Here is a 20,380-nt window from a genome sequence, read left to right as displayed (position 1 = left end):
CTCCCGCGCCGGCTTCTCGTCACGCTTACGTGGACTCACAAGCTCCGATGTCATCACTCACAGTGCCCATCCCGCCGGACCTCAGCCCGGCGTGTCGGGCCGGAAACACCGATCTTGGAACAGTCCCGTCTCGTACGCAGTCTTGTTGTCCCGCGCCTTGCCGGCCGCCCACGCGAGGTCCTCCTTGTTGAGTGCGGTCAGGCTGACGCACGTGCCGTGCGCCCAATCATCGAAGAACTGCGCGCTGGCCGCGGAACGCTGGGCGTTGAGAAGCGCTTCCTTGCGCGGGTTTTCGAACGAACTGATGTAGCCGTTGACCCGGGCGATGGTGGTTGTCCCCACCACGTAGGCGTCGATGTCGAGCCGTCCCGACGGCGGCTGAAGGGCGTGCTGGAGCGCTTGGTGCGCATTGCCTTCGGCAGTCCGTGCCGCATCGACGATCGCTTTGCACTCGTTGTAGGCGGCGACTTTGCCGTTGTACTGAAAGACAAGGGTGTTGTACTGCTTGATGTCGCCCTGGTAGGTGCCGACCGCCCGGGTCGCGCCGCCGGCGGTGCACACCTCGACCGGAGTGCCGGGCTTGTTCGCGGGGATCGGATCGGGCTCGACGATGAACGGGCCGTCGACCCGCAACCCGCCTGCGTGCGCTTGGGCGAGTGCTTCGTTCATCCGGGCTGTCACCGCGTCCAGCGACGACGCGAACTCCCGGAGGCCGCGCTCGGCAGTCGCGGCCCAGTTCGCCATGTCGTCCGCGGCGACGTCGATGTTGGCGATCGATTCCTGGAACGCCTGGCTCGAAGGCCCGTGCCAGCCCGCCTCGGCACCGCTGCGTGCGGCACGGACGTTCCCGGCGGCTCGATGTCCTGCCTCGGCGACGGTGTGCAGCCAGTCCGCGGCAGCGACGCAGGTGCCGGACGAGCCGTTCACCGTGGTGTTGAGCGCTTGCCCCATGCTGCCCCTCTCAGCCGTGGACGTGCGTTTCCCTCTGCGTATCAGGATCGTCGGCGTGTTTGTCATTGAGCTTGAGCTGCCCGGCGTGGGTGTTTTCGATGTCGTCGTAGGCACCGTTGGCGGCGTGCACCTTCTCCGCCGCACCACCGGCTGCGCCAGCCGCGCCGACGCCCATCTTCACCAGGTCGTCCAGCACGGTCCCGACAATCGCGGACGACGCACCCGCGTCGACACCGCGCACGACGTTCGAGGTGACGCCGTCGAGTGCCTTCTCCGCATCGCGCAACTGGCCGGCAATGCTCTTGAGCGCTCCTTCGGTGAAGCTGTAACCGGTCGTGTCCCCATAGGGCGCGGACATGGCTACTCCCCTCCGATCGCGGGCCGAGACGTCCAATCGCGCACGGGAGCGGCGTGCCGGGACTCTTCGGCGAGCACGGGATTGAGCAATACCCCGTGCGCTCCCGCCTCGTCCGCGACGGCTTCGAGCTCGTCGCCGTTGATCGCGACCCAGGGTTGATACGGTCCGCACCCCGCGGCCAGCAGCTCCGGCGAGGTGTAGGCCAGGAGCACCGGCCTGCCGTTGCGGGCCGGCTGCAGTTCCAGTTCCACTATCTGCTGGCCGGCCCGGACCGGCCTCGAAGGCACGTAGAGGAAGCCGTCCTGGTCGTCCAGCGGCCGGACCGGCTCCAGCGGAGGCTGATCCCGGCTGTCGATCTCGGGATACCGCGGTACGAGGTCGAGCACGGCATCGAACGCCACGATGCCGATTCCCAGCTCGCGGCATGCTTCGAGCAACCGGTCGCGAGCGACTTGCGCCCACGGCTGTCCGCTCCCGCAGGCATCGACCAGCCGATCGATCGACGAATAGGCCGCGACCGCTGACTCGTTCCGCGTGGTGCGACGGACTTCGAGCCTGCCCGGCTGCCCCTCTGGACCCAGGATGACCAGCACGAACACCAGCTCCGGCAACCGCTCCGGCACGTCGTCGAGGCGTACTAGCGCCTGGACGACGTTGGACGCGTCAGAGTGACCCGCCATCTTCACCCCCTGCCCGCACAACTGTGCGTGCTCGCGCCGTCACTGTAGTGGCCGAAGCAAGGGATTGTCAGCAGGTCGCAAACAGCCAGCGCTGAATAAACACGTCTGACCAGCGGGGATACCCGGGGACACGCCCGTAGGCGTTACCAGGCAAGCCCAGAAGCGACCCCTTGCCCCAACCAGCCAGGATCGTATATCTTTTGAGATATCTTCCTCTCCCGACGACATCCGGGCAGGTCAACCCCCATGAGTCCCGTATCGAGCACCACCCCGCCGGAGCGGCCGGGCAAGGTCATTGCGCTTCATCTGAACTACCCGTCCCGCGCGAAGCAACGCGGCAGGACCCCCGCGAAACCCTCCTACTTCGTCAAACCCGTCACCTCCATCAGCGCCTCCGGCACCCCGATCGAGCGCCCCGCGGGTACCGAACTCCTTGCCTTCGAGGGCGAGATCGCCTTGATCATCGGCAAGCAGGCCCGCCGCGTCAGTCCGGATGAGGGCTGGGGCTGCGTCGAGAGCGTCACCGCCGCCAACGACTTTGGCGTATACGATCTGCGGCACGCCGACGGTGGTTCCAACCTCCGCTCCAAGGGCGGCGACGGGTTCACCCCGCTCGGTCCGGCGACCATCCCGGCCGCGGAGGTCGACCCCAAAAATCTTCGCGTCCGCACCTGGGTCAACGGCAAGCTCGTCCAGGACGACACCACCGAGGACCTCATTTTCGACTTCGGCACCCTCGTCGCCGACCTCTCCCAGCTCAGCACGCTCGAACCCGGCGACGTCATCCTCACCGGGACTCCGGCGGGGTCGTCCGTGGTGCAGCCGGGCGACACGGTCGAGGTCGAGGTCAGCCATGGCGACCTCACCACCGGGCGGCTGGTCACGCCGGTCGTGGAGGGCACTACGCCGCTCCCGGAGTTCAGTGCTCAGCCCAAAATCGACGACAACCAGCGCGAACAGGCTTACGGCGACCGGGAATCCGCGGGGCTCCCGGCGGAATTCGTGCTCACCGAGGAACTCAAGACCAAGCTCACCAGCGTAGGCACGGCAACGCTTTCCGCCCAGCTGCGCAAAAACGGCTACAACCACGTCTCCATCGACGGCCTCGGCTCCACCCGTCCGGACACGAAACTCATCGGCCGCGCGAGGACGCTTCGTTACGTCCCCTTCCGCGAGGACCTCTTCAAATCCCACGGCGGCGGCTTCAACGCCCAAAAGCGCGCCATCGATTCCCTCAACCCCGGCGACGTCCTGGTGATGGAAGCCCGCGGGGAAAAGGGAACCGGCACGATCGGCGACATCCTCGCGCTGCGTGCCCAGGTCCGCGGCGCGGCGGGCATCGTCACCGACGGCGGCGTTCGTGACCTGGCTGCGGTGGCAGCGCTGGACATTCCGACTTACCACTCCGGCCCGCATCCGGCCGTGCTCGGTCGCCGCCATGTTCCGTGGGACGTCGACATCACCATCGCGTGCGGCGGCGCGACCGTTCAGCCGGGCGACGTGATTGTCGGCGATTCCGACGGCGTCCTGGTGATTCCGCCGCACCTGGTGGAAAAGATCGCGGACGCGGCGATCGAGCAGGAACGCCAGGAAACGTTCATCGCGGAGCAGGTCGCGAACGGCGAAAGCGTCGACGGCCTCTACCCGATGAACGAGCACTGGAAGGCCAGGTACGCCCAGTGGCGCCCGTAGCAGGCGAGAGCAAATCCCAGCGCGCGTACCGCTGGATCAAGGACCGGATCGCGGACCGGACCTTCGGTCCCGGCTATCGCCTGGTGCTGGGGCAGATCGCCAAGGAACTGGACGTCAGCGTCGTCCCGGTGCGCGAGGCGATCCGGCTGCTCGAAGCCGAAGGGCTGGTCACGTTCGAGCGGAACGTCGGCGCGCAGGTGGTGATGGTCGACGAGACCGCCTACGAGCACACCATGCAAACGCTTGCCTTGGTGGAAGGTTTCGCCACCTCGCTGTCCGCGCCGAAACTGTCCACTGAGGACATCGAACGGGCGCGGGCGGTCAACGAGCAGATGCGCCTGTCGCTGGAAAACTTCGAACCGCACCGGTTCACCGAGCTGAACCAAGAGTTCCACTCTGTCCTCTTTGAACCGTGCCCGAACCCGCACGTGCTCGACCTCGTGCACCGCGGCTGGCACCGGCTGGCGTCGCTGCGCGATTCGACGTTCAGCTTCGTCCCGGGCCGCGCGCACGAATCGGTCAAGGAACACGAACAACTGCTGGTGCTGATCGAGCAGAACGCCGACCCGCTGGAACTCGAACTGGCCGCGCGCCGGCACCGCACCGCAACCCTCGACGCCTACCTCGACCGGCGGGCCGCCCCGCCCGCCGAAGCTCCCTAGGAAGGACCCCACCCCATGAGGTTCCGCAGTACCCCGAACGCCATCACCGGCTCGATCGCGCCGCTGATGACCCCGTTCACCGCCGACGGCGCCGTCGACCACGACAGCCTGGCCAACCTGGTGAACTGGCAGCTCGCGTCCGGTTCGCACGGCGTCTCGATCGGCGGTTCCACCGGCGAGCCCGGCGCGATGACGCTGGCCGAGCGCGCGGAGACGATCCGCACGGTCGCCAAGGCGGTGGACGACAAGGTGCCGTTCATGCCCGGCACCGGTTCGGCGAAGCTCGACGAGACGCTGGAGCTGACCTCCGAAGCACGCGACGCGGGCATCGACGCCGCGCTGATCATCACCCCGTACTACGCGCGGCCCACCCAGGAAGCGCTCTACCGCTGGTACGCCACGGTCGCGAAGGAATTCCCGGACCTGCCGATCGTCGCCTACAACGTGCCGAGCCGGACGTCGGTCGACCTCGCGCCGGAGACGGTCGCGCGGCTGTTCCGCGATTTCGACAACTTCGTCGGGATCAAGGAGACCACTAAGGACTTCGAGCACTTCTCCCGCGTACTGCACTTGTGCGGCAAGGAATTGCTCGTCTGGTCGGGCATCGAACTGCTGTGCCTGCCGCTGCTTTCCCTCGGCGGCACCGGGTTCGTCAGCGCCACCGCGAACATCGCCCCGGCCGCCAGCGCCGAGATGTACCGCGCGTGGACCGAGGGCGACTTCGACCGCGCCCGCGAGATCCACTACGGCCTGCACCCGCTGGTCGACCTGCTGTTCGTCGAGACCAATCCGGCGCCGGGCAAGTGGGTGCTGGAGCAGCGCGGCCTGATCAAGTCGGGCTTCGTGCGCCCGCCGCTGATCACCCCGACCGAACCGGGCATCGCCCGGATCACCGAACTGATGCGCCAGGGCGAGCAGTACCTCTCGCCCGTCGACGGCTTCACCGTGGAAGGAAAGTGACCATGACCGCGCACTACGTTCCGGAGAACCTGCCGGAGCACATCCGCCACTACATCGGCGGAGCGCCGGCCGACAGCGTCTCGGGCGAGACCTTCGAGGTGCTCGACCCGGTCACCAACAAGCCGTACATGACGGCTTCGGCGGGCAAGGCCGAGGACATCGACCTCGCCGTCGCCGCGGCGAAGGAGGCGTTCGACCACGGCCCGTGGCCGAAGATGCTGCCGCGCCAGCGCGCCCGGATCCTCAACAAGATCGCCGATCTCGTGGAGAGCCGCGACAAGCAGCTGGCCGAGCTGGAAACCTTCGACACCGGCCTGCCGATCAAGCAGGCGCTCGGCCAGGCGCAGCGCGCGGCGGAGAACTTCCGGTTCTTCGCCGACCTGATCGTCGCGCAGGCCGACGACACCTACAAGGTGCCGGGCCGCCAGGTCAACTACGTCAACCGCAAGCCGGTCGGCGTCGCCGGGCTGATCACGCCGTGGAACACGCCGTTCATGCTGGAGAGCTGGAAGCTCGCGCCGGCGCTGGCGTCCGGCTGCACCGTGGTGCTCAAGCCCGCCGAGTTCACGCCGCTGTCGGCGAGCCTGTGGGCGGACATCTTCCGCGAGGCGGGCGTGCCGGACGGGGTGTTCAACCTCGTCAACGGCCTCGGCGAGGAAGCGGGCGACGCGCTGGTCAAGCACCCGGACGTCCGGCTGATCTCGTTCACCGGCGAAACCACCACCGGCGAAACGATCTTCCGCAACTGCGCGCCCGGGCTCAAGGGCATGTCGATGGAGCTGGGCGGCAAGTCCCCGGCGGTCGTGTTCACCGACGCGGACTTCGAAGCCGCGCTGGACTCCACGCTGTTCGGCGTCTTCTCGCTCAACGGCGAACGCTGCACGGCGGGCAGCCGGATCCTGGTCGAGCGCCCGATTTACGAGGAGTTCTGCGCCCGGTACGCCGAACGCGCCCGCAACATCGTGGTCGGCGACCCGCACGACCCGGCCACCGAGGTCGGCGCGCTCGTGCACCCGGAGCACTTCGACAAGGTGATGAGCTACATCGAAATCGGCAAGACGGAAGGGAAACTGCTCGCGGGCGGCGGCCGTCCGGAGGGCCTGGACACCGGGAACTACGTGGCCCCGACGGTGTTCGCCGACGTGAAGCCGGACGCGCGGATCTTCCAGGAGGAGATCTTCGGCCCGGTCGTGGCGATCACCCCGTTCGACACCGACGAAGAAGCTCTCGAGCTGGCGAACAACGTCAAGTACGGCCTGGCCGCCTACGTCTGGACCGCCGACCTGACCCGCGCGCACAACTTCGCGCAGAGCATCGACGCCGGCATGGTCTGGCTGAACTCGCACAACGTGCGCGACCTGCGCACGCCGTTCGGCGGGGTCAAGGCGTCCGGCCTCGGCCACGAAGGCGGCTACCGCTCGATCGACTTCTACACCGAACAGCAGGCCGTGCACATCACGCTCGGCGACGTGCACACGGCGCGCTTCGGGGCCGGGAAGGACAAGGCATGACCACGACCCCGCCGGACGTCATCCGCTGCGCCTACGCGGAATTGATCGTCAGCGACCTCAAAGCGTCGCGAGAGTTCTATGTGGACGTTCTCGGCCTCGTCGTGACATACGAGGACGACCAGGCGATATACCTGCGCGCGTTCGAGGAATACCTGCACCACTCTCTGATCCTGCGCAAGGGCGCGGAACCGGCGCTGGCCGTGCTCGCGTACCGCGTGCGCGGCGAGGGCGAACTCGACGTCGCCGAGGCGTACTACCGGGAACTCGGCGTCGAGGTGCGCCGCGTCCCGGCGGGAACCACGCGCGGCATCGGCGAAGCGGTGCGCGTGGTGGACCCGCTCGGCTTCCCGATCGAGTTCTTCTACGAGGCCGAACACGTCGAGCGCTTCACCCAGCGCTACGACGTGCACGGCCCGGGCGCGCTGTCGCGGCTGGACCACTTCAACGTGAACACGCCGGACGTCCCGGCCGCGCGGAAGTACTACGAGGGCCTCGGCTTCCGGGTGTCGGAGGACATCGTGGACGACGAGGGCACCGTGTACGCGGCGTGGATGTTCCGCAAACCGACCGTGCACGACGTCGCGCTCACCGGCGGCGCGGGCCCTCGCCTGCACCACATCGCGTTCGCGACGCACGAGCGGCACCAGATCCTGCACATCTGCGACCACCTCGGCGCGGTGCGGAAATCGGACCAGATCGAGCGCGGTCCCGGCCGCCACGGCGTGTCGAACGCGTTCTATTTGTACGTGCGTGACCCGGACGGGCACCGGATCGAGATCTACACCCACGACTATTACACCGGCGACCCGGACAACCCGGTGATCAGCTGGGACGTGCACGACAACCAGCGCCGCGACTGGTGGGGCAATCCGGTGGTGCCGAGCTGGTACACCGAGGCCTCGCGGGTGCTCGACCTGGACGGGAAGCTCCAGCCGGTCGAGGAACGCACCGAGACGAAGGAAATGGACGTCACCATCGGCGCGGACGGGTTCTCCTACACCCGCGCCGACGGGGCCGACCAGGGTTTCAAACTGGGCGAACAGGTCTAAGGTGCGTCCCGTCCGGGGAAGGGGCGCCAGGTCCCTTCCCCGGGCACGCAGCGGTACCGGCACTTCGACGGAGAGGTGACATGATGACGGCTATCTTGCAGACGCCGACCACGGTCGCGCAGGACTTCACGGAGTTCCGGTCCGCTGTCCTGCGATCGTTCGTGCCGCTGCAGGTGAGCACCGAGCACCGCGACCGGTTCCACGGCAGGCTCCGCACGCACGAGGCGGGCGAGATCGCGCTCACCGAGATCACCGCGTCCCCGCACGCCGTCGAGCGCACACCGGAACTGATCGCCCGCGCCGACCGGCCGTGCTACAAGCTGAGCGTCATGCTGGCCGGCACTGGCATCCTCACTCAGGACGGCCGCGAAGCCGTGCTGCGGCCCGGCGACGTCGCGCTGTACGACACGAACCGGCCGTACTCTCTCGTGTTCGAAGAGAATTTCCGGACGCTGGTGCTGATGTTCCCGCAGCAGCAGGTTGACCTGCCACGTGATCTGGTTGGTCAGCTCACCGCGGTGCGGATGTCCGGGCGCGAGGGCGTCGGCAACGTCGTGGTGCCGTTCCTGGCGCAGCTGGGTGGGAATCTGGACGTGCTGACGAGCCCGGTGGGCGTGCGGCTGGCCCACAACGCGGTCGACCTGCTGACCACGATGCTGGCCACGGAACTCGACCTGGACCGCACGGCGGCCGACCCGCACCACGACCTGATGCGGCGGATCCGCAGTTACATCGACGCCAATCTTTCGCGGTCTGATCTCGGTCCGGCGCAGATCGCCGCGGAGCATTACATCTCGACGCGGCATCTGCACGGGTTGTTCCAGGAGCAAGGGACGACGGTGGCCGGGTGGATCCGGCAGCGGCGGTTGGAGCATTGCCGCCGGGATCTGCGGGATCCGTTGCTGGCGGCACGTCCGGTGGCGGCAATCGCGGCGCGGTGGGGATTTGTCGACGCGGCGCACTTTTCGCGGGTGTTCCGGGCGGCCTTCGCACAGTCGCCGAGTGAGCTCCGCGCCCGCGGCTGACCCGGCTCCCACACCCTCCACGGCGCTCCCGATCACCGGGGGCGCCGTTGCCGTTTCGCCTCGAAGCCGCTGGTATTGACCGCGAGCGTCCGGCAGTTGCCCGCCAGCGCACGAACGTTCGCTCCCGGGCCGGGGCGCGGCGAGCATGATGGGCATGTCCGACCCTTCCCCTGACGAATGGCGCACCTACGACGAGTTCGCCGCCGGGATCGACACCTACCGGCTGCCCAACGCGGACCTCACCGGGCAGGAGCTCACCGTCACGCTCGATGACGGCGCGAAGCTCGAGCTGCGGTTCCTCGACGGCGAACGGCTCACTCTCAACGGCGTCGAGGACCCGTACGACGCGGTCGCCGTGCGTCCCGACGTCTTTTTCGTGAATCTGCCGCTGACGAGCGTCGAAGGCGAGGCCCGCACGATCGTCTACTCGACCACCACGCACCGCGCGATGACCATCCGGTCGGTGATCGGCGACGAGGACATCGAAGGCACGCCGCGGGTTTCGCAGACCTTCCACGCCGGCACCACCGACGGCGGCGAGCCGACGGGGGACGTGCCCAGGCCGTCGCGGGACCTCATCGGCAAGCGCAACGTCTACCGCTACAGCCCGAACCACCTGTACGAGCACGTTTACCTTTCCTCCGAACGCTACTGCTGGCAGTGCGTCGAGGGCGTGCAGCGCGGGCACGGCGACGTGGACATGTCGACTGTCTGGAAGTTCGCCGACGGCCTGTACCTGTTCTGCTTCCGGGAGTTCCGGATCGCGGTGGCCAGCGTGTGGCTGCACGACCTCGGCTACGACCTGCGCACCACCGGCGTTTTCCTCGGCATCACCGGCGACGGCCGGTCCGAGCACTCCCGCGCGGGCGGGCACATCTACCCGCTCGGCTCGATCAGCTACCCCGACGTCCAGCCCGTTTAAGGAGTTTCCCTGTGTCCAATTTGGACGTGATCACCGCGCACTACGAGGCGAGCGACCGCGGCGACCTCGACGGCATGCTCGCGCCGATCGGCCCCGAGACCACCTGGACCGAGGCCGCCGGATTCCCTTACGCGGGCACCTACACCGGGCCGGACGAGGTACGGCGCAACGTCTTCGAGGCAATCGCCCGCGACTGGGACGGCTACCAGTTCTCCCTGTCCGCGCTGCTGGACGCCGGTGATTCGATCGTCGGGCTCGGCACCTACACCGGCAAGAACCGCAAGTCCGGCAAGGCTTTCACCGCGCGCGTGGCGCACGTGTGGAAGTTCGACGGCGACAAGGTCGCGAGCTTCGAGCAGATCGTCGATTCCGCACCGGTCGCCCCGGCGACCGACTGAGCCTGCCGCGCCACGGCGGTGCCGGTCCTTCCCCCGGCACCGCCCCCGTTCTCTCTCCCCTCCCCCTCTGGTCACTGTGGACCGGAAAGCCGAGCCATGATGAGAAAGTTCCTGCCCGCGCTCGCGTCGGCCGTGCTCGTCACGCTGGTCGCGGCGGGCTGCGCGGGCACCGCCGATCCGAACGGACCGATCGTGGTCGGCTCGGTCAACGCGCTGAGCGGTCCCGCCACCTTCCCGGAATCCTCCCAGGCCGCCAAGGCCGTCTTCGACGCGGCGAACGCGGCGGGCGGCGTGCACGGGCGCAAGATCGAATACCACGCCATCGACGACAAGGGCGACCCCGCCGCCGCGGCGGCCGCGGCCCGCGAAATCGTGGGCGGCGACCAGGCGGTGGCGCTGGTCGGTTCGTCGAGCCTCATCGAATGCCAGATCAACGCCAAGTACTACCAGCAGGAAAGAGTCCTCTCCATCTCCGGCATCGGCGTCGACCCGTCGTGCTTCACCAGCCCGAACATCGGGCCGGCCAACGTCGGGCCGTTCCACGACATGACGCTGACCCTGCTGTACGGCTCCGAAGTGCTGCACCTGCAAGACATGTGCGCACTGCTGGAAATCGCCGGGAACACGTTGCCATACTACCGCGCGGCCATTGACGAATGGTCGAAAATCACCGGCAAGAAACTGAAGTACGTCGACGCGACCGTGCCGTACAACGGTTCCGACTACACGCCTTACATCGTGAAGGCGCGTGCCGCCGGGTGCAAGGCGGTGACGGTGAACCCGGTGGAGCCCGACTCGATCGGCCAGCTGAAAGCCGCGCAGGCACAAGGTTGGAAAGACGTGACCTGGCTGCTGCTCACGAGTGTCTACAGTGAACAGTACGCGAAAGCGGTTTCCGACGCGGGCAAGGGCGTCTACGTGCCCGCCGAGTTCTACCCGTTCACCGATCCGTCGAGCCCGCGCACCAAGGAGTGGCGGGATCTCATGACTCGCAACAACATTCCGCTGACCTCGTTCAGCCAGGGCGGCTATCTCGCGGCGAAGTACTTCCTGAAGGTGCTGGAAGGCATGCCGGGCGACATCACGCGGGAATCGGTGACGAAGGCGCTGCGCGAAATGAAGCCGATCTCCGATCCGATGGTCGGCACGCCGTACGTGTTCGGCCCCGGACAGACGCACCACGACAACATCGCGGGCTGGCCGGTGAAGCTCGCGACGGGCACGAACCGGTGGGAGATCGCCGGTACCGACTGGCTGCGGATTCCGCGGCGCTGACCCGATCCGCTCTGGAAAGAGGAGACTGCAATGGTGCAGGGAGCGCTGGCCGGGCTCGCCGCCGGCGGGCTTTACGCGGTGCTGGCGGTGTGCCTGACGCTGATGTCGCGGCTGGTCCGGGTCGTCAACTTCGCGCAGGCGGCGACCGGCATGTTCGGCAGTTACGTCGGGGTGGCGCTGTCCGTCCACGGCGGACTGCCGGAGTGGCTGGCGGTGGTGCTCGGCGTGCTGCTGGGCGGAGTGCTGAGCGTGCTGATCGGCTGGGTCGTCTCGACGTGGCTCGCCGAAGCAGGCACCGGCACCCGCTCGGCGGTCACTGTCGCGGTGCTGCTGCTGTTGATCTCGTTGTCGTTCATCCTGTTCGGCAACAAACCGCAGCCGTTCCAGGCGTTGCTGGCCGGCCCGGCGTTCACCGTCGGCGGGGTGGTGATCAGCCAGGTGACGGTCGTGACCGTCGTGCTGGCGGTGGTGATCGCCTTCGCCGCGCGGCTGATCCTGACAAAGACGCCCGTTGGTATCTCACTGCGTGCTTTGTCGGAACGCCCGACGACAGCTGAGCTGTTAGGTATCCCCGCGAAACGTCTCAGTGCCGCCGTGTGGGGCGCCACCGGGCTGATCAGCACGGTCATCATCGTGATCGTCGCGCCGTCCCAATCGAACGATGCCACCTCGCTGTCCATGCTGGTCGTGCCCGCGGCCGCGGCGGCCCTGCTCGGCGGGTTCCGCAGGCTGGACCTCGCCGTCGTCGGCGGACTCGTTCTCGGCATGCTGCAGGGCGCGCTCGCGCAGGTCGACCAGCTTTCGGTAGTGCGGAATTTCGTCCCGTTCCTGGCCATCGTCGGCCTGCTCGTGTGGTCTCAGCGCAAGGAGGTGTGGGATGCAGCTCGCTGACCGGGGCGCAGTGTCCCGCTTCGGAACCCCACTGGTCGTCGCGGTGGTCGCGGTGCTGGTCGGAATCGGCCTGACCGTCGGTCTCAACGGCTACTTCGCCTACCTCGGCGTCAGCGTCGTCGTAGCCGCGATCGCCTTGCTCGGCTTAGGTGTCGTCACCGGCAGCGCCGGAATGATTTCCTTGTGCCAGCTGACCTTCGGCGCGATCGGCGCGTGGGTCGTCTCCGCGTTGAACAAAGCCGGTGCCCCCGGCGGCTTCTTCTTCTGGCTGCTGCTGGGCGGTCTCGCCGCCGGTGTCGTCGGTGTCCTCATCGGACTCCCGGCGCTGCGCCTGCGCGGGATCAACCTGGCGGTGGTGACGCTCGGCCTGGCCGCGGCCGCCGACGTCACCCTGGTGGAAATCCAGTTCCCCGGCACCACGGACGGCGTCTCGGTGGACCGTCCGTCCTTTGTGGCCGACGACAACGCGTACTTCCTCATGTGCATCATCGTCCTGATCGTCTGCGCCTTGCTCGTGCACTTCCTCCGGCGCGGTCCGTGGGGCAGCAGCTGGGCCGCGGTGGCGTTCTCCGAGCGCGGTACCGCGGCGGCAGGCGCCAGCGTTCGTACGGCCAAGCTGTCGGCCTTCGCGGTCAGCGCCACTCTGGGCGGCATCAGCGGCGGCCTGCTGACCGCACAGGTCGGGTTCGCGTTCCCGACCAGCTTCGCCCCGCTGCAGTCACTGGCGTTGTACGTGCTGGCGATCATGTCCGGTGCGCACTTGATTGATATGGCAGTGTTCGGCGCGGTCCTGTGGGTCGCGGTGCCGGAGCTGCTGAAGCGATGGGGAGTCCCGCAAGACTGGGGCTACGTGATCTTCGGTCTCCTGGGCATCCAGGCGCTGGCCGGACGCGGCAACCTCGGCACCGCGATCCGCGAGCTGTGGCGGCGTCGCTCGAGGGCAAGCGCTGGGGTTCAAATCACTGCGCTGGGCGAAGAACCTCCGCGGCTGCCGCCCGGCGAGCCGGTACTGGTGGTCCGGGGCCTGAGTGTCACCTTCGGACAAGTGAAGGCACTGTCCGGAGTGGACTTGGCCGTACCGAAGGGCGGAGTCCTAGGCGTCATCGGCCCGAACGGCGCGGGAAAGTCCACTTTGGTCGACGCCATCAGCGGCTTCCTACCGCAAGCGGAAGGAACCGTCGAACTGGCCGACCGTCCGCTCACCGGCAATCCGACGCAACGAGCCCGCTCCGGCCTGCGCCGAACCTTCCAACAAGACCGAGTCCCCGCGGGCCTGACCATCGAGGCATACGTCCGCTTCGTCGCCCGCCGACGCCCGGATGCCGCCGAAGTCGCTGCCGCGCTGGAGTTCTTCGGCTGCCCGCCGGCCGCGACGCCGCTGGACCGGGTCGACGTGGGCGCGCGCCGGCTGGTCGAAGTCGTCGGCCACCTCATGGCCAAGCCCCAGGTGCTGCTCCTCGACGAACCGGCGGCGGGTCTCCCGCACGAGGAACACGTCGCGTTCGGCGAACGCCTGCGGCAGGTCCCGGCCCGGTTCGGCGTCTCGGTGCTGATCATCGAACACGACCTGGACCTGGTCCGGTCGGTCTGCGACACGCTGACCGTGCTCGACTTCGGCGAGGTGCTGGCGAGCGGCCCGCAGGCGGAAGTGCTGGCGGATCCGGCGGTTCTGAAGGCCTACCTTGGCGAAACGGAGATGCTGTGAGCACGCTGCGAATCGAGAACCTGACCGTCGCGCGCGGCGCGGGCCCAGTCATCGCCGACGTCGGAATGACACTGGAACCGGGCAAGATCACCGCGTTGGTCGGCCCGAACGGGGCGGGCAAGACCAGCCTGCTGGGAGCCCTGTCCGGCGTGATCCCGGCGGCGTCCGGGGCGATCCACATTGGACATACCGATGTCACGAAACATTCGCGGGTGGCCAGAGCGCGGCTCGGACTGGCGCACGTGGAACAGGGACGGGCGGTGTTCGCCAGCCTGACTGTCCTGGAAAACCTGCGCCTGACCGCCAAAACCCCGGCCGGCGTGGAAGAAGTCCTCGCCCTGTTCCCGGAATTGGAGAAACGCAAGAACTCGCCCGCCGCACTGCTGTCCGGCGGCGAGCAGCAGATGGTGGTGCTGGGCCGGGCCTTCGCCGCGAAACCGAAGTTCCTGCTCATCGACGAGATGTCGCTCGGCCTGGCCCCGGCCGTCTTCACCCGGCTTCTCCCGGCAGTCACCGAATTCGCCAACGCGGGCGCGGCGATCCTCCTGGTGGAACAGTTCACCCACCTGGCGCTGAAAGTCGCGCAGGAAGCCGTGGTCGTTTCGTCCGGCAGGGTCACCTACGCCGGGGAGTCGCAGCCCCTGCTGGACCAGCCGGACACGCTGCACCAGGCGTATCTGGGCACCAACTGACCCGGAGCGTGGGCGTTCCGCGGTGGGACGCCCACGCCCCGGCCGGTCAGCCTTCCCGGATGGTCATCTTGGCGATCCGGTCCCCCTCGACGGCGAAGACGAACTTCGACCGTCCGTTGGCGTGATTGCTGCGCCAATCCCCGACAACGGTGACGGTGCCGCCGGAGACCGTGACCTCCTCCGGGGTCAGGACGCCGCGCGAGCCGATGAACTCGACGTCGCTCCACCCCTTGATCTCGGCGCGCCCGGCGAACGACCGGCCCCAGTCGTCCACGACGCCCTTTTCGGTGAACGCGTCCAGGAACGCGGCGTCGTCGTGCCGGTTCACCGCGTCGACGAACGACGCCACCGGTTCCGGAATCTCCACTTCGGACATGGCGTTTCCCTTGCTGTCGTTGCTCAGCGGGTGGTGTAGCCGCCGTTGGCGAAGATAGTCTGCCCGGTGATCCACCAGCCGGACGTCGCGAGGAACGACACGATCGGGGCGATGTCCTCGATCTTCGTCAGCTGCCCGCCCATCGCCTGCGACTTGTGGAATTCCACCCGTTCCGGGGTTTCCTGGCCGTAGAAGAACGGCGTGTCCATCGGGCCGGGCCCGACCGCGGTGACCGAGATCCCGCGCGGGGCGAATTCCTTGGCCGCGGCGCGGGTGAAGTGCTCGACCGGGCTCTTGCCGCCCGCGTAGGTCGAGTACCCGTCGGTGAACGCCGCGAGCAGGCTGGTCACGATCGTGATGATCTTGCCGCCGTCGGCGACGTTCTTGCCCGCTTCCTTGATGAAGAAGTAGGCCGCCTTCGAGTTGATGTCGAACATAGAGTCGTACTCGTCCTCGGTGGTCTCGGTGATCGGCTTGCGCAGCACCTTGCCCACCGTGTTGACCGCGACGTCGATCTTCCCGAGCGCGGCCTCCGCGTCGGCGAACAGCTTCTCCACGTTCGCCGGGACGGTGAGGTCGCCGGTGAGCACGACGCCCTTGCCGCCCGCCGCCTCGACCGCGGCGAGCGTCTCCTCCGCCTGCGGCCGGGTCGACTCGGAGTTGTAGTGGATCGCCACGTTCGCGCCGGCCTCGGCGGCCTGCCTGCTGATGAGCCCGCCCAGGTTCTTCGCCCCGGCGGCGACCAGGACGTTCTTGCCCTTGAGGGTGTGGTCGGTCATGAGGACCCCTCCATCTCTTTATCGCTGATATGTATCACTGTAGCAGTGCAATAGCGGCTACCATAGCGGTGTGACACAGATTGCGAACGCGGATACACGGACCCGGCTCCTGGACGCCGCCGCCGAACAGGTCGCCGCGACGCCGGGCGAGGACATCTCGCTGCGCGCGATCTGTGCCCAAGCCGGGGTGAAAATGCCGACGCTGTACCACTTCTTCGGCAGCAAACAGGGCCTGCTGGACGCGGTCGTCGAGCGCGGCTTCGACCTGTACCTCGCGGAGAAGGGCGCGCACGAGCCGTCCGGCGACCCGATCCAGGACCTGCGCGACGGCTGGGACGCCCACGTCGCGTTCGGAATCGCGAACCCCGGCTTCTACACGCTCATGTACGGCCAGGTGCACCCCGGCCACGCCCCCGAAGCGCAAGAACGCCCCAGCGCGATGCTGCGCGCCCTGACCAAGGCGGCGGCCGACCAGGGCCGCCTGACGGTCCCGCCGGACCAGGCGGCCGCGCACATCCTGGTGGCGAACATCGGCGTCACGCTGCGGCAGATCATCCTCGCCGAGGAAGACCGCCCGCTGTCCGTGGCGGTGCGGGAAGGCGCGATCGCCGCGATCACCGGCACCTCGGCGGCCGGAGACCGGCCCGCCGAAATCCACCGCGTGCTGGAGCACGCCGCGGCGAACCCGGAGATTCTGGGCGCGACGGAAACCCAGCTGCTCACGAAATGGCTGCGGACCCTGGCGGAATCAAGCTGACCCGGCCGTCGCGAACGGATGCGGCGTTGCCTGCGCTGAGGTACGTGAGGGGAACCCTGAGGGAATCTGATTCCGTCAGGGTTCCCCTCACGTACCTCAGTCGGGCAGCACGTCAGCGGTGCCGCCCAACCCCAGCGGCTCTACGACCCCATCCCGGCGCGCTCAAAGGCCAAGGTGGGCAAGTCGACCGCGTGCGCCCCGCCGTCCGCGACCAGCACGGCCCCGGTGATGTACGAGGACTCCGACGAGCCCAGGAACCGCACGATGGAAGCGATTTCCTCCGGTTCGGCCGGACGCCGCAGCGGCACCTCGGCGGTCACCCGCCGGTACCCCTCGTCGTGCCCGCCGTCGAACCCGGCCGCCTCGGCGAACTGTTCCATCTCCCCGTCCGCCATCGGCGTCCGCACCCAGCCCGGGCACACCGCGTTGGCCCGCACCCCGCGCGGCCCGTAATCCCGAGCGATAGACCGGGTCAGCCCGATCAGCGCGTGCTTCGCCACCGTGTACCCGGCGACATTGGGCCCGGCGAACAACCCGGCCAGCGAAGAAACGATGACGACCTGGCCGCCGCTCTTCACGAGAGAGGGCAACGCAGCGCGGCAGAACACGAACGCACTGGACAAATTGGACCGAAGCGCGATCTCCCATTCCTCGTCGCCGGTGTCCACCACCGAAGACAGCCCGTGCCCGCCGGCATTGGCCACGATCACGTCCAGCCGCCCGAACTTTTCGACGATTTCCGCGATCGCCGCCTCCGCGTCCTCCCGGACGCTGGCGTCGCCGGCGATCACGTGCGCGCCAGTCTCCGCAGCGACCTTCTCCAGCGGCTCGCGCCGCCGGCCCAGAACCACGACCTGTGCGCCTTCGCCGGCGTACCGCCGAGCAACCGCAGCCCCAATGCCCGTCCCTCCGCCGGTAATCGCCACGACCCGCGTGTCTGCCATCGTCATTTCTCCCTTTCAAGCAGGAAACCCAGACCGAGCCGAATAGCCGAAGTCGGCGAGCAAGGCCTGTCCGTTCACCGTCCGCGCCAGCGCGGAAGCCAGATACACCACCTGCTGGGCGACCTCCCCGGCCGCCTGGACCGGGAACCCCGGTTCGTCCAGCAGGTCCCCCAAATCCCCTCGCGCCATCGGCGTGTCCACCACCGACGGGCACACGCAGTTGACCCGGACGCCGCCGAACTCGACCGACAACGCCCGCGTCAACGACACCACCGCGCCCTTCGACGCGCAGTAGGGCACCATCCCCGGCGCGCACACGAAGGCCGAATCGCTGGCCAGGAAGACGATCGAGCTCCCGTCCGCCAGCCACGGCCGAGCGTGTTTCGCGACCAGGAACTGGCCCAGCACGTTCACCGCCATCACCGAGGTGAAGTCCGCCGCGCTGGTCTCGGAGAGCGGCCGTCCGACCGGTCCTGATATCCCAGCGCAGCCGACTACCACGTCAATCCCGCCGAACGACTCCGCCACGAGCCGCACGCCCGCGGCCACCTGGTCCTCGTCGGTGATGTCCGCCCGCGCCGCGACGACGTCCCCCGGCAGCGACGGCGGCCGGACCCGGTCGAGGATCCCGACCCGCGCGCCCTCGTCCAGGAACGCCCGCGCGCAGGCCAGCCCGATCCCGGACGCGGCTCCGGTGATCAGCACGGCCTTGCCGTCGAGGTCGAGTCGCATCCGGCAATCCTGCAGCAACGGCGCCTGCGGGGATTGGCAACGAGTGCATCCTTGTTGTCAGCGACCGCACGACCCCCGGGTCCCGGCTACCGCTGTCCCCGGGGCACCGCGAACACTGCGGCGAGGAGCGCGAAGGGACACCATGAGCAACGCACACCCGCACCCCCTTGACCCGCTGACCGCCGACGAGCTCGCCGCAGGCCGGGCCGTGCTGGAGGCACAGGGGATGATCACCGAGACGACGCGGTTTCCGCAGGTCCTCCCGGTGGAGCCGGACAAGGCCGCCGTGCTGGCGGGCGCCCCGGCCAACCGCCGGATCCAGTTCACCCTGCTCGACACCGCGACCGGCGAATCGGCCGACGCGGTCGTGTCGGTGACCGCCGGTGAGCTGGTCAGCCACGAGAAGTGCGGCGAGGGCCAGCCCCCGTATCTCTTCGAGGAGTACGACCTGGCCGAGGCCGTCACGAAGGCCTCGCCGGAATGGCGGGCGGCCATGGAGCGCCGCGGCCTCGGCGACCGCATCGAGCACGCGTTCTGCGCGCCGCTCGCCCCCGGCTATTTCGGCCGCGAGGACGAGACCGGCCGGGTCATCCGTTCGCTCACCTTCCTGCGCGAGGACGACACCGACAGCCCGTGGGCGCATCCGGTCGAGGGCCTGGTCGCGCACCTCAACCTGACCGAACAGCGCGTCCTGCGGGTCGAGGACGAGGGCGACACCCCGGTCCCGGAGGACTCCGGCCGGTACGGGCACCACCCCGCGCGCACGACGCTCAAGCCCATCGAGATCACCCAGCCGGAAGGCCCGAGCTTCCAGGTCGACGGCTCGCTCGTGACGTGGGAGGGCTGGCAGCTGCGCGTCGGGTTCAACGCGCGCGAGGGATTGACCCTGCACCAGCTGACCTTCCAGGACCGCTCGGTGCTGTACCGCGCGTCGGTGCCTGAGATGGTTGTTCCCTACGGTGATACGTCAATCGGCCGGTTCTGGATCAGCTACTTCGACGCCGGCGAATACCTGCTCGGCAAGAACGGCAACAGCCTGCGCCTCGGCTGCGACTGCCTCGGCGTGATCCACTACTTCGACGCCTTCCTCGCCGACGACCACGGCCAGCCGGTGCGCGTGCCGAACGCGATCTGCATGCACGAGGAGGACTACGGGATCCTGTGGAAGCACACGGATCTGGACGGCAAGGCCGAGGTCCGCCGTTCGCGCCGGCTGGTGATCTCGTCGATCTCCACCATCGGCAATTACGACTACGGCTTCTTCTGGTATCTCTACCTCGACGGCACCATCGAATGCGAAGCCAAGGCGACCGGGATCGTCTTCTCCGGCGCGGGCGAGCCGGGGTCCGCGAGTCCGCACGCGTCCGAGATCGCGCCCGGCCTGTTCGCGCCGGTGCACCAGCACCTGTTCTGCGCGCGGCTCGACTTCGCCGTCGACGGTCAGCGCAACTCGGTGTACGAAGTGGACGCTGTCGGCATTCCGGTCGGCGAAAAGAACCCGTATGGCAACGCCTTCACCTGGAAGGCCACGGAACTGCGCACCGAACAGGAAGCGAAGCGGCACGCGAACCCGGCGACCGCGCGGGTGTGGGAAGTCCGCAGCACCGAGCACACCAACCGGCTCGGCGCGCCGACCGCGTACCAGCTCGTGCCGCGGCCGTCGGCAACCCTGATGGCACAACCGGAATCGACGGTGTACCAGCGCGCGACGTTCGCCACGAACCACCTGTGGGTCACGCCCTACGCGCCCGACGAACGCTTCCCGGCGGGCGACCGCCCCAACGCGCACCCGGGCGGAGCCGGTCTGCCCGCGTGGACCGCGGCCGACCGCTCCGTCAGCGACACCGACGTCGTGCTGTGGCACGTCTTCGGCCCCACGCACATCCCGCGTCCGGAGGACTGGCCGGTCATGCCGGTCGACTACTCCGGATTCATGGTGCGCCCCTACGGGTTCTGCGACCGGAACCCGGCACTCGACCTGCCCTCGGCCGCCCACGGCCACTGCGAACACTGAGGAAGGC

21 protein-coding genes are annotated in these 20,380 nt (G+C 68.3%); 14 read left to right on the top strand and 7 right to left on the bottom strand.

All coding sequences use genetic code 11. From position 1 onward, the window contains the following. Positions 1-81: 81 nt before the first annotated feature. Genes PUT80_RS06700 through PUT80_RS06690 form a run of 3 tightly spaced genes read right to left on the bottom strand, consistent with a single transcriptional unit; the run spans position 82 to position 1,989 of the window. A complete protein-coding gene (locus tag PUT80_RS06700; protein WP_275291399.1) occupies positions 82-951 on the bottom strand; it encodes a hypothetical protein in 870 nt (289 codons plus the stop codon). Positions 952-961: 10 nt separating this feature from the next. Continuing rightward, entirely contained in the window at positions 962-1,309 is a 348-nt protein-coding gene (locus PUT80_RS06695) for a hypothetical protein (protein ID WP_037817805.1), read from the bottom strand. Between the two features lie 2 nt (positions 1,310-1,311). Further along, positions 1,312-1,989, bottom strand: coding sequence for an SAV_915 family protein (locus PUT80_RS06690; RefSeq protein WP_158714543.1), 678 nt, complete (start codon positions 1,987-1,989; stop codon positions 1,312-1,314). A gap of 246 nt (positions 1,990-2,235) precedes the next feature. Here PUT80_RS06690 and PUT80_RS06685 point away from each other — a divergent pair, with 246 nt between their 5' ends. From PUT80_RS06685 to PUT80_RS06630, 12 genes are all read left to right on the top strand, one after another. After that, the gene (locus PUT80_RS06685; RefSeq protein WP_275291398.1) at positions 2,236-3,681 is read left to right on the top strand and encodes a fumarylacetoacetate hydrolase family protein; all 1,446 of its coding nucleotides are present in this window, start codon (positions 2,236-2,238) and stop codon (positions 3,679-3,681) included. After that, positions 3,669-4,343 (top strand): GntR family transcriptional regulator, encoded by a 675-nt coding sequence (locus tag PUT80_RS06680; protein WP_037817800.1) that lies wholly within the window; start codon positions 3,669-3,671, stop codon positions 4,341-4,343. Before PUT80_RS06685 ends, PUT80_RS06680 begins: the two co-directional genes overlap by 13 nt. 15 nt (positions 4,344-4,358) lie before the next feature. Then, positions 4,359-5,303 carry a 4-hydroxy-tetrahydrodipicolinate synthase gene (gene dapA / locus PUT80_RS06675; protein WP_037817798.1) on the top strand — a complete coding sequence of 315 codons (945 nt, stop codon included), beginning with the start codon at positions 4,359-4,361 and terminating at the stop codon, positions 5,301-5,303. Positions 5,304-5,305: 2 nt separating this feature from the next. Then, positions 5,306-6,814: a 5-carboxymethyl-2-hydroxymuconate semialdehyde dehydrogenase gene (hpaE, locus tag PUT80_RS06670; RefSeq protein ID WP_275291397.1), complete on the top strand. Its 1,509-nt coding sequence runs from the start codon at positions 5,306-5,308 to the stop codon at positions 6,812-6,814. Further along, a complete protein-coding gene (gene hpaD / locus PUT80_RS06665) occupies positions 6,811-7,863 on the top strand; it encodes a 3,4-dihydroxyphenylacetate 2,3-dioxygenase (protein WP_037817795.1) in 1,053 nt (350 codons plus the stop codon). The genes hpaE and hpaD overlap by 4 nt, the downstream gene beginning before the upstream one ends. Before the next feature lie 83 nt (positions 7,864-7,946). Beyond that, entirely contained in the window at positions 7,947-8,888 is a 942-nt protein-coding gene (locus PUT80_RS06660) for a helix-turn-helix domain-containing protein (RefSeq protein WP_107051170.1), read from the top strand. A 154-nt stretch (positions 8,889-9,042) separates the two neighbouring features. Beyond that, positions 9,043-9,810: a MoaF C-terminal domain-containing protein gene (locus PUT80_RS06655; RefSeq protein WP_275291396.1), complete on the top strand. Its 768-nt coding sequence runs from the start codon at positions 9,043-9,045 to the stop codon at positions 9,808-9,810. Positions 9,811-9,821: 11 nt separating this feature from the next. Then, a complete protein-coding gene (locus PUT80_RS06650) occupies positions 9,822-10,208 on the top strand; it encodes a nuclear transport factor 2 family protein (RefSeq protein ID WP_275291395.1) in 387 nt (128 codons plus the stop codon). 96 nt (positions 10,209-10,304) lie between these two features. Continuing rightward, positions 10,305-11,483, top strand: a complete 1,179-nt coding sequence (locus PUT80_RS06645) for an ABC transporter substrate-binding protein (RefSeq protein WP_275291394.1) — start codon at positions 10,305-10,307, stop codon at positions 11,481-11,483. 30 nt (positions 11,484-11,513) lie between these two features. Next, entirely contained in the window at positions 11,514-12,374 is an 861-nt protein-coding gene (locus PUT80_RS06640) for a branched-chain amino acid ABC transporter permease (protein WP_037817791.1), read from the top strand. Further along, a complete protein-coding gene (locus PUT80_RS06635; protein WP_134728861.1) occupies positions 12,361-14,079 on the top strand; it encodes an ATP-binding cassette domain-containing protein in 1,719 nt (572 codons plus the stop codon). The genes PUT80_RS06640 and PUT80_RS06635 overlap by 14 nt, the downstream gene beginning before the upstream one ends. Then, the gene (locus PUT80_RS06630) at positions 14,076-14,771 is read left to right on the top strand and encodes an ATP-binding cassette domain-containing protein (protein ID WP_275291393.1); all 696 of its coding nucleotides are present in this window, start codon (positions 14,076-14,078) and stop codon (positions 14,769-14,771) included. Before PUT80_RS06635 ends, PUT80_RS06630 begins: the two co-directional genes overlap by 4 nt. A 46-nt stretch (positions 14,772-14,817) precedes the next feature. Here PUT80_RS06630 and PUT80_RS06625 read toward each other — a convergent pair whose 3' ends face one another. Both PUT80_RS06625 and PUT80_RS06620 read right to left on the bottom strand, forming a co-directional pair. Further along, positions 14,818-15,147 carry a nuclear transport factor 2 family protein gene (locus tag PUT80_RS06625; protein WP_134664930.1) on the bottom strand — a complete coding sequence of 110 codons (330 nt, stop codon included), beginning with the start codon at positions 15,145-15,147 and terminating at the stop codon, positions 14,818-14,820. A gap of 23 nt (positions 15,148-15,170) precedes the next feature. Next, the gene (locus PUT80_RS06620) at positions 15,171-15,926 is read right to left on the bottom strand and encodes an SDR family oxidoreductase (RefSeq protein ID WP_037817784.1); all 756 of its coding nucleotides are present in this window, start codon (positions 15,924-15,926) and stop codon (positions 15,171-15,173) included. A 70-nt stretch (positions 15,927-15,996) separates the two neighbouring features. Between PUT80_RS06620 and PUT80_RS06615 the strand changes: the two genes are divergently transcribed. Beyond that, a complete protein-coding gene (locus PUT80_RS06615; RefSeq protein ID WP_275291392.1) occupies positions 15,997-16,683 on the top strand; it encodes a TetR/AcrR family transcriptional regulator in 687 nt (228 codons plus the stop codon). Positions 16,684-16,823: 140 nt separating this feature from the next. Here the strand turns inward: PUT80_RS06615 and PUT80_RS06610 are convergent, their stop codons facing one another. Continuing rightward, positions 16,824-17,627: an SDR family oxidoreductase gene (locus PUT80_RS06610; protein ID WP_275291391.1), complete on the bottom strand. Its 804-nt coding sequence runs from the start codon at positions 17,625-17,627 to the stop codon at positions 16,824-16,826. Between the two features lie 15 nt (positions 17,628-17,642). Then, a complete protein-coding gene (locus tag PUT80_RS06605) occupies positions 17,643-18,359 on the bottom strand; it encodes an SDR family oxidoreductase (RefSeq protein ID WP_238604660.1) in 717 nt (238 codons plus the stop codon). Positions 18,360-18,501: 142 nt separating this feature from the next. Between PUT80_RS06605 and PUT80_RS06600 the strand changes: the two genes are divergently transcribed. Continuing rightward, positions 18,502-20,373, top strand: a complete 1,872-nt coding sequence (locus PUT80_RS06600) for a primary-amine oxidase (RefSeq protein WP_275291390.1) — start codon at positions 18,502-18,504, stop codon at positions 20,371-20,373. Positions 20,374-20,380: the final 7 nt, after the last annotated feature.

Origin of the sequence: Amycolatopsis sp. La24 (genome assembly GCF_029087445.1) — a bacterium.
GTDB classification, from domain to species: domain Bacteria; phylum Actinomycetota; class Actinomycetes; order Mycobacteriales; family Pseudonocardiaceae; genus Amycolatopsis; species Amycolatopsis nivea.
The sequence above is the reverse complement of the archived record's forward strand: the minus strand, read 5'-3'. Positions and strand labels throughout refer to the sequence as shown.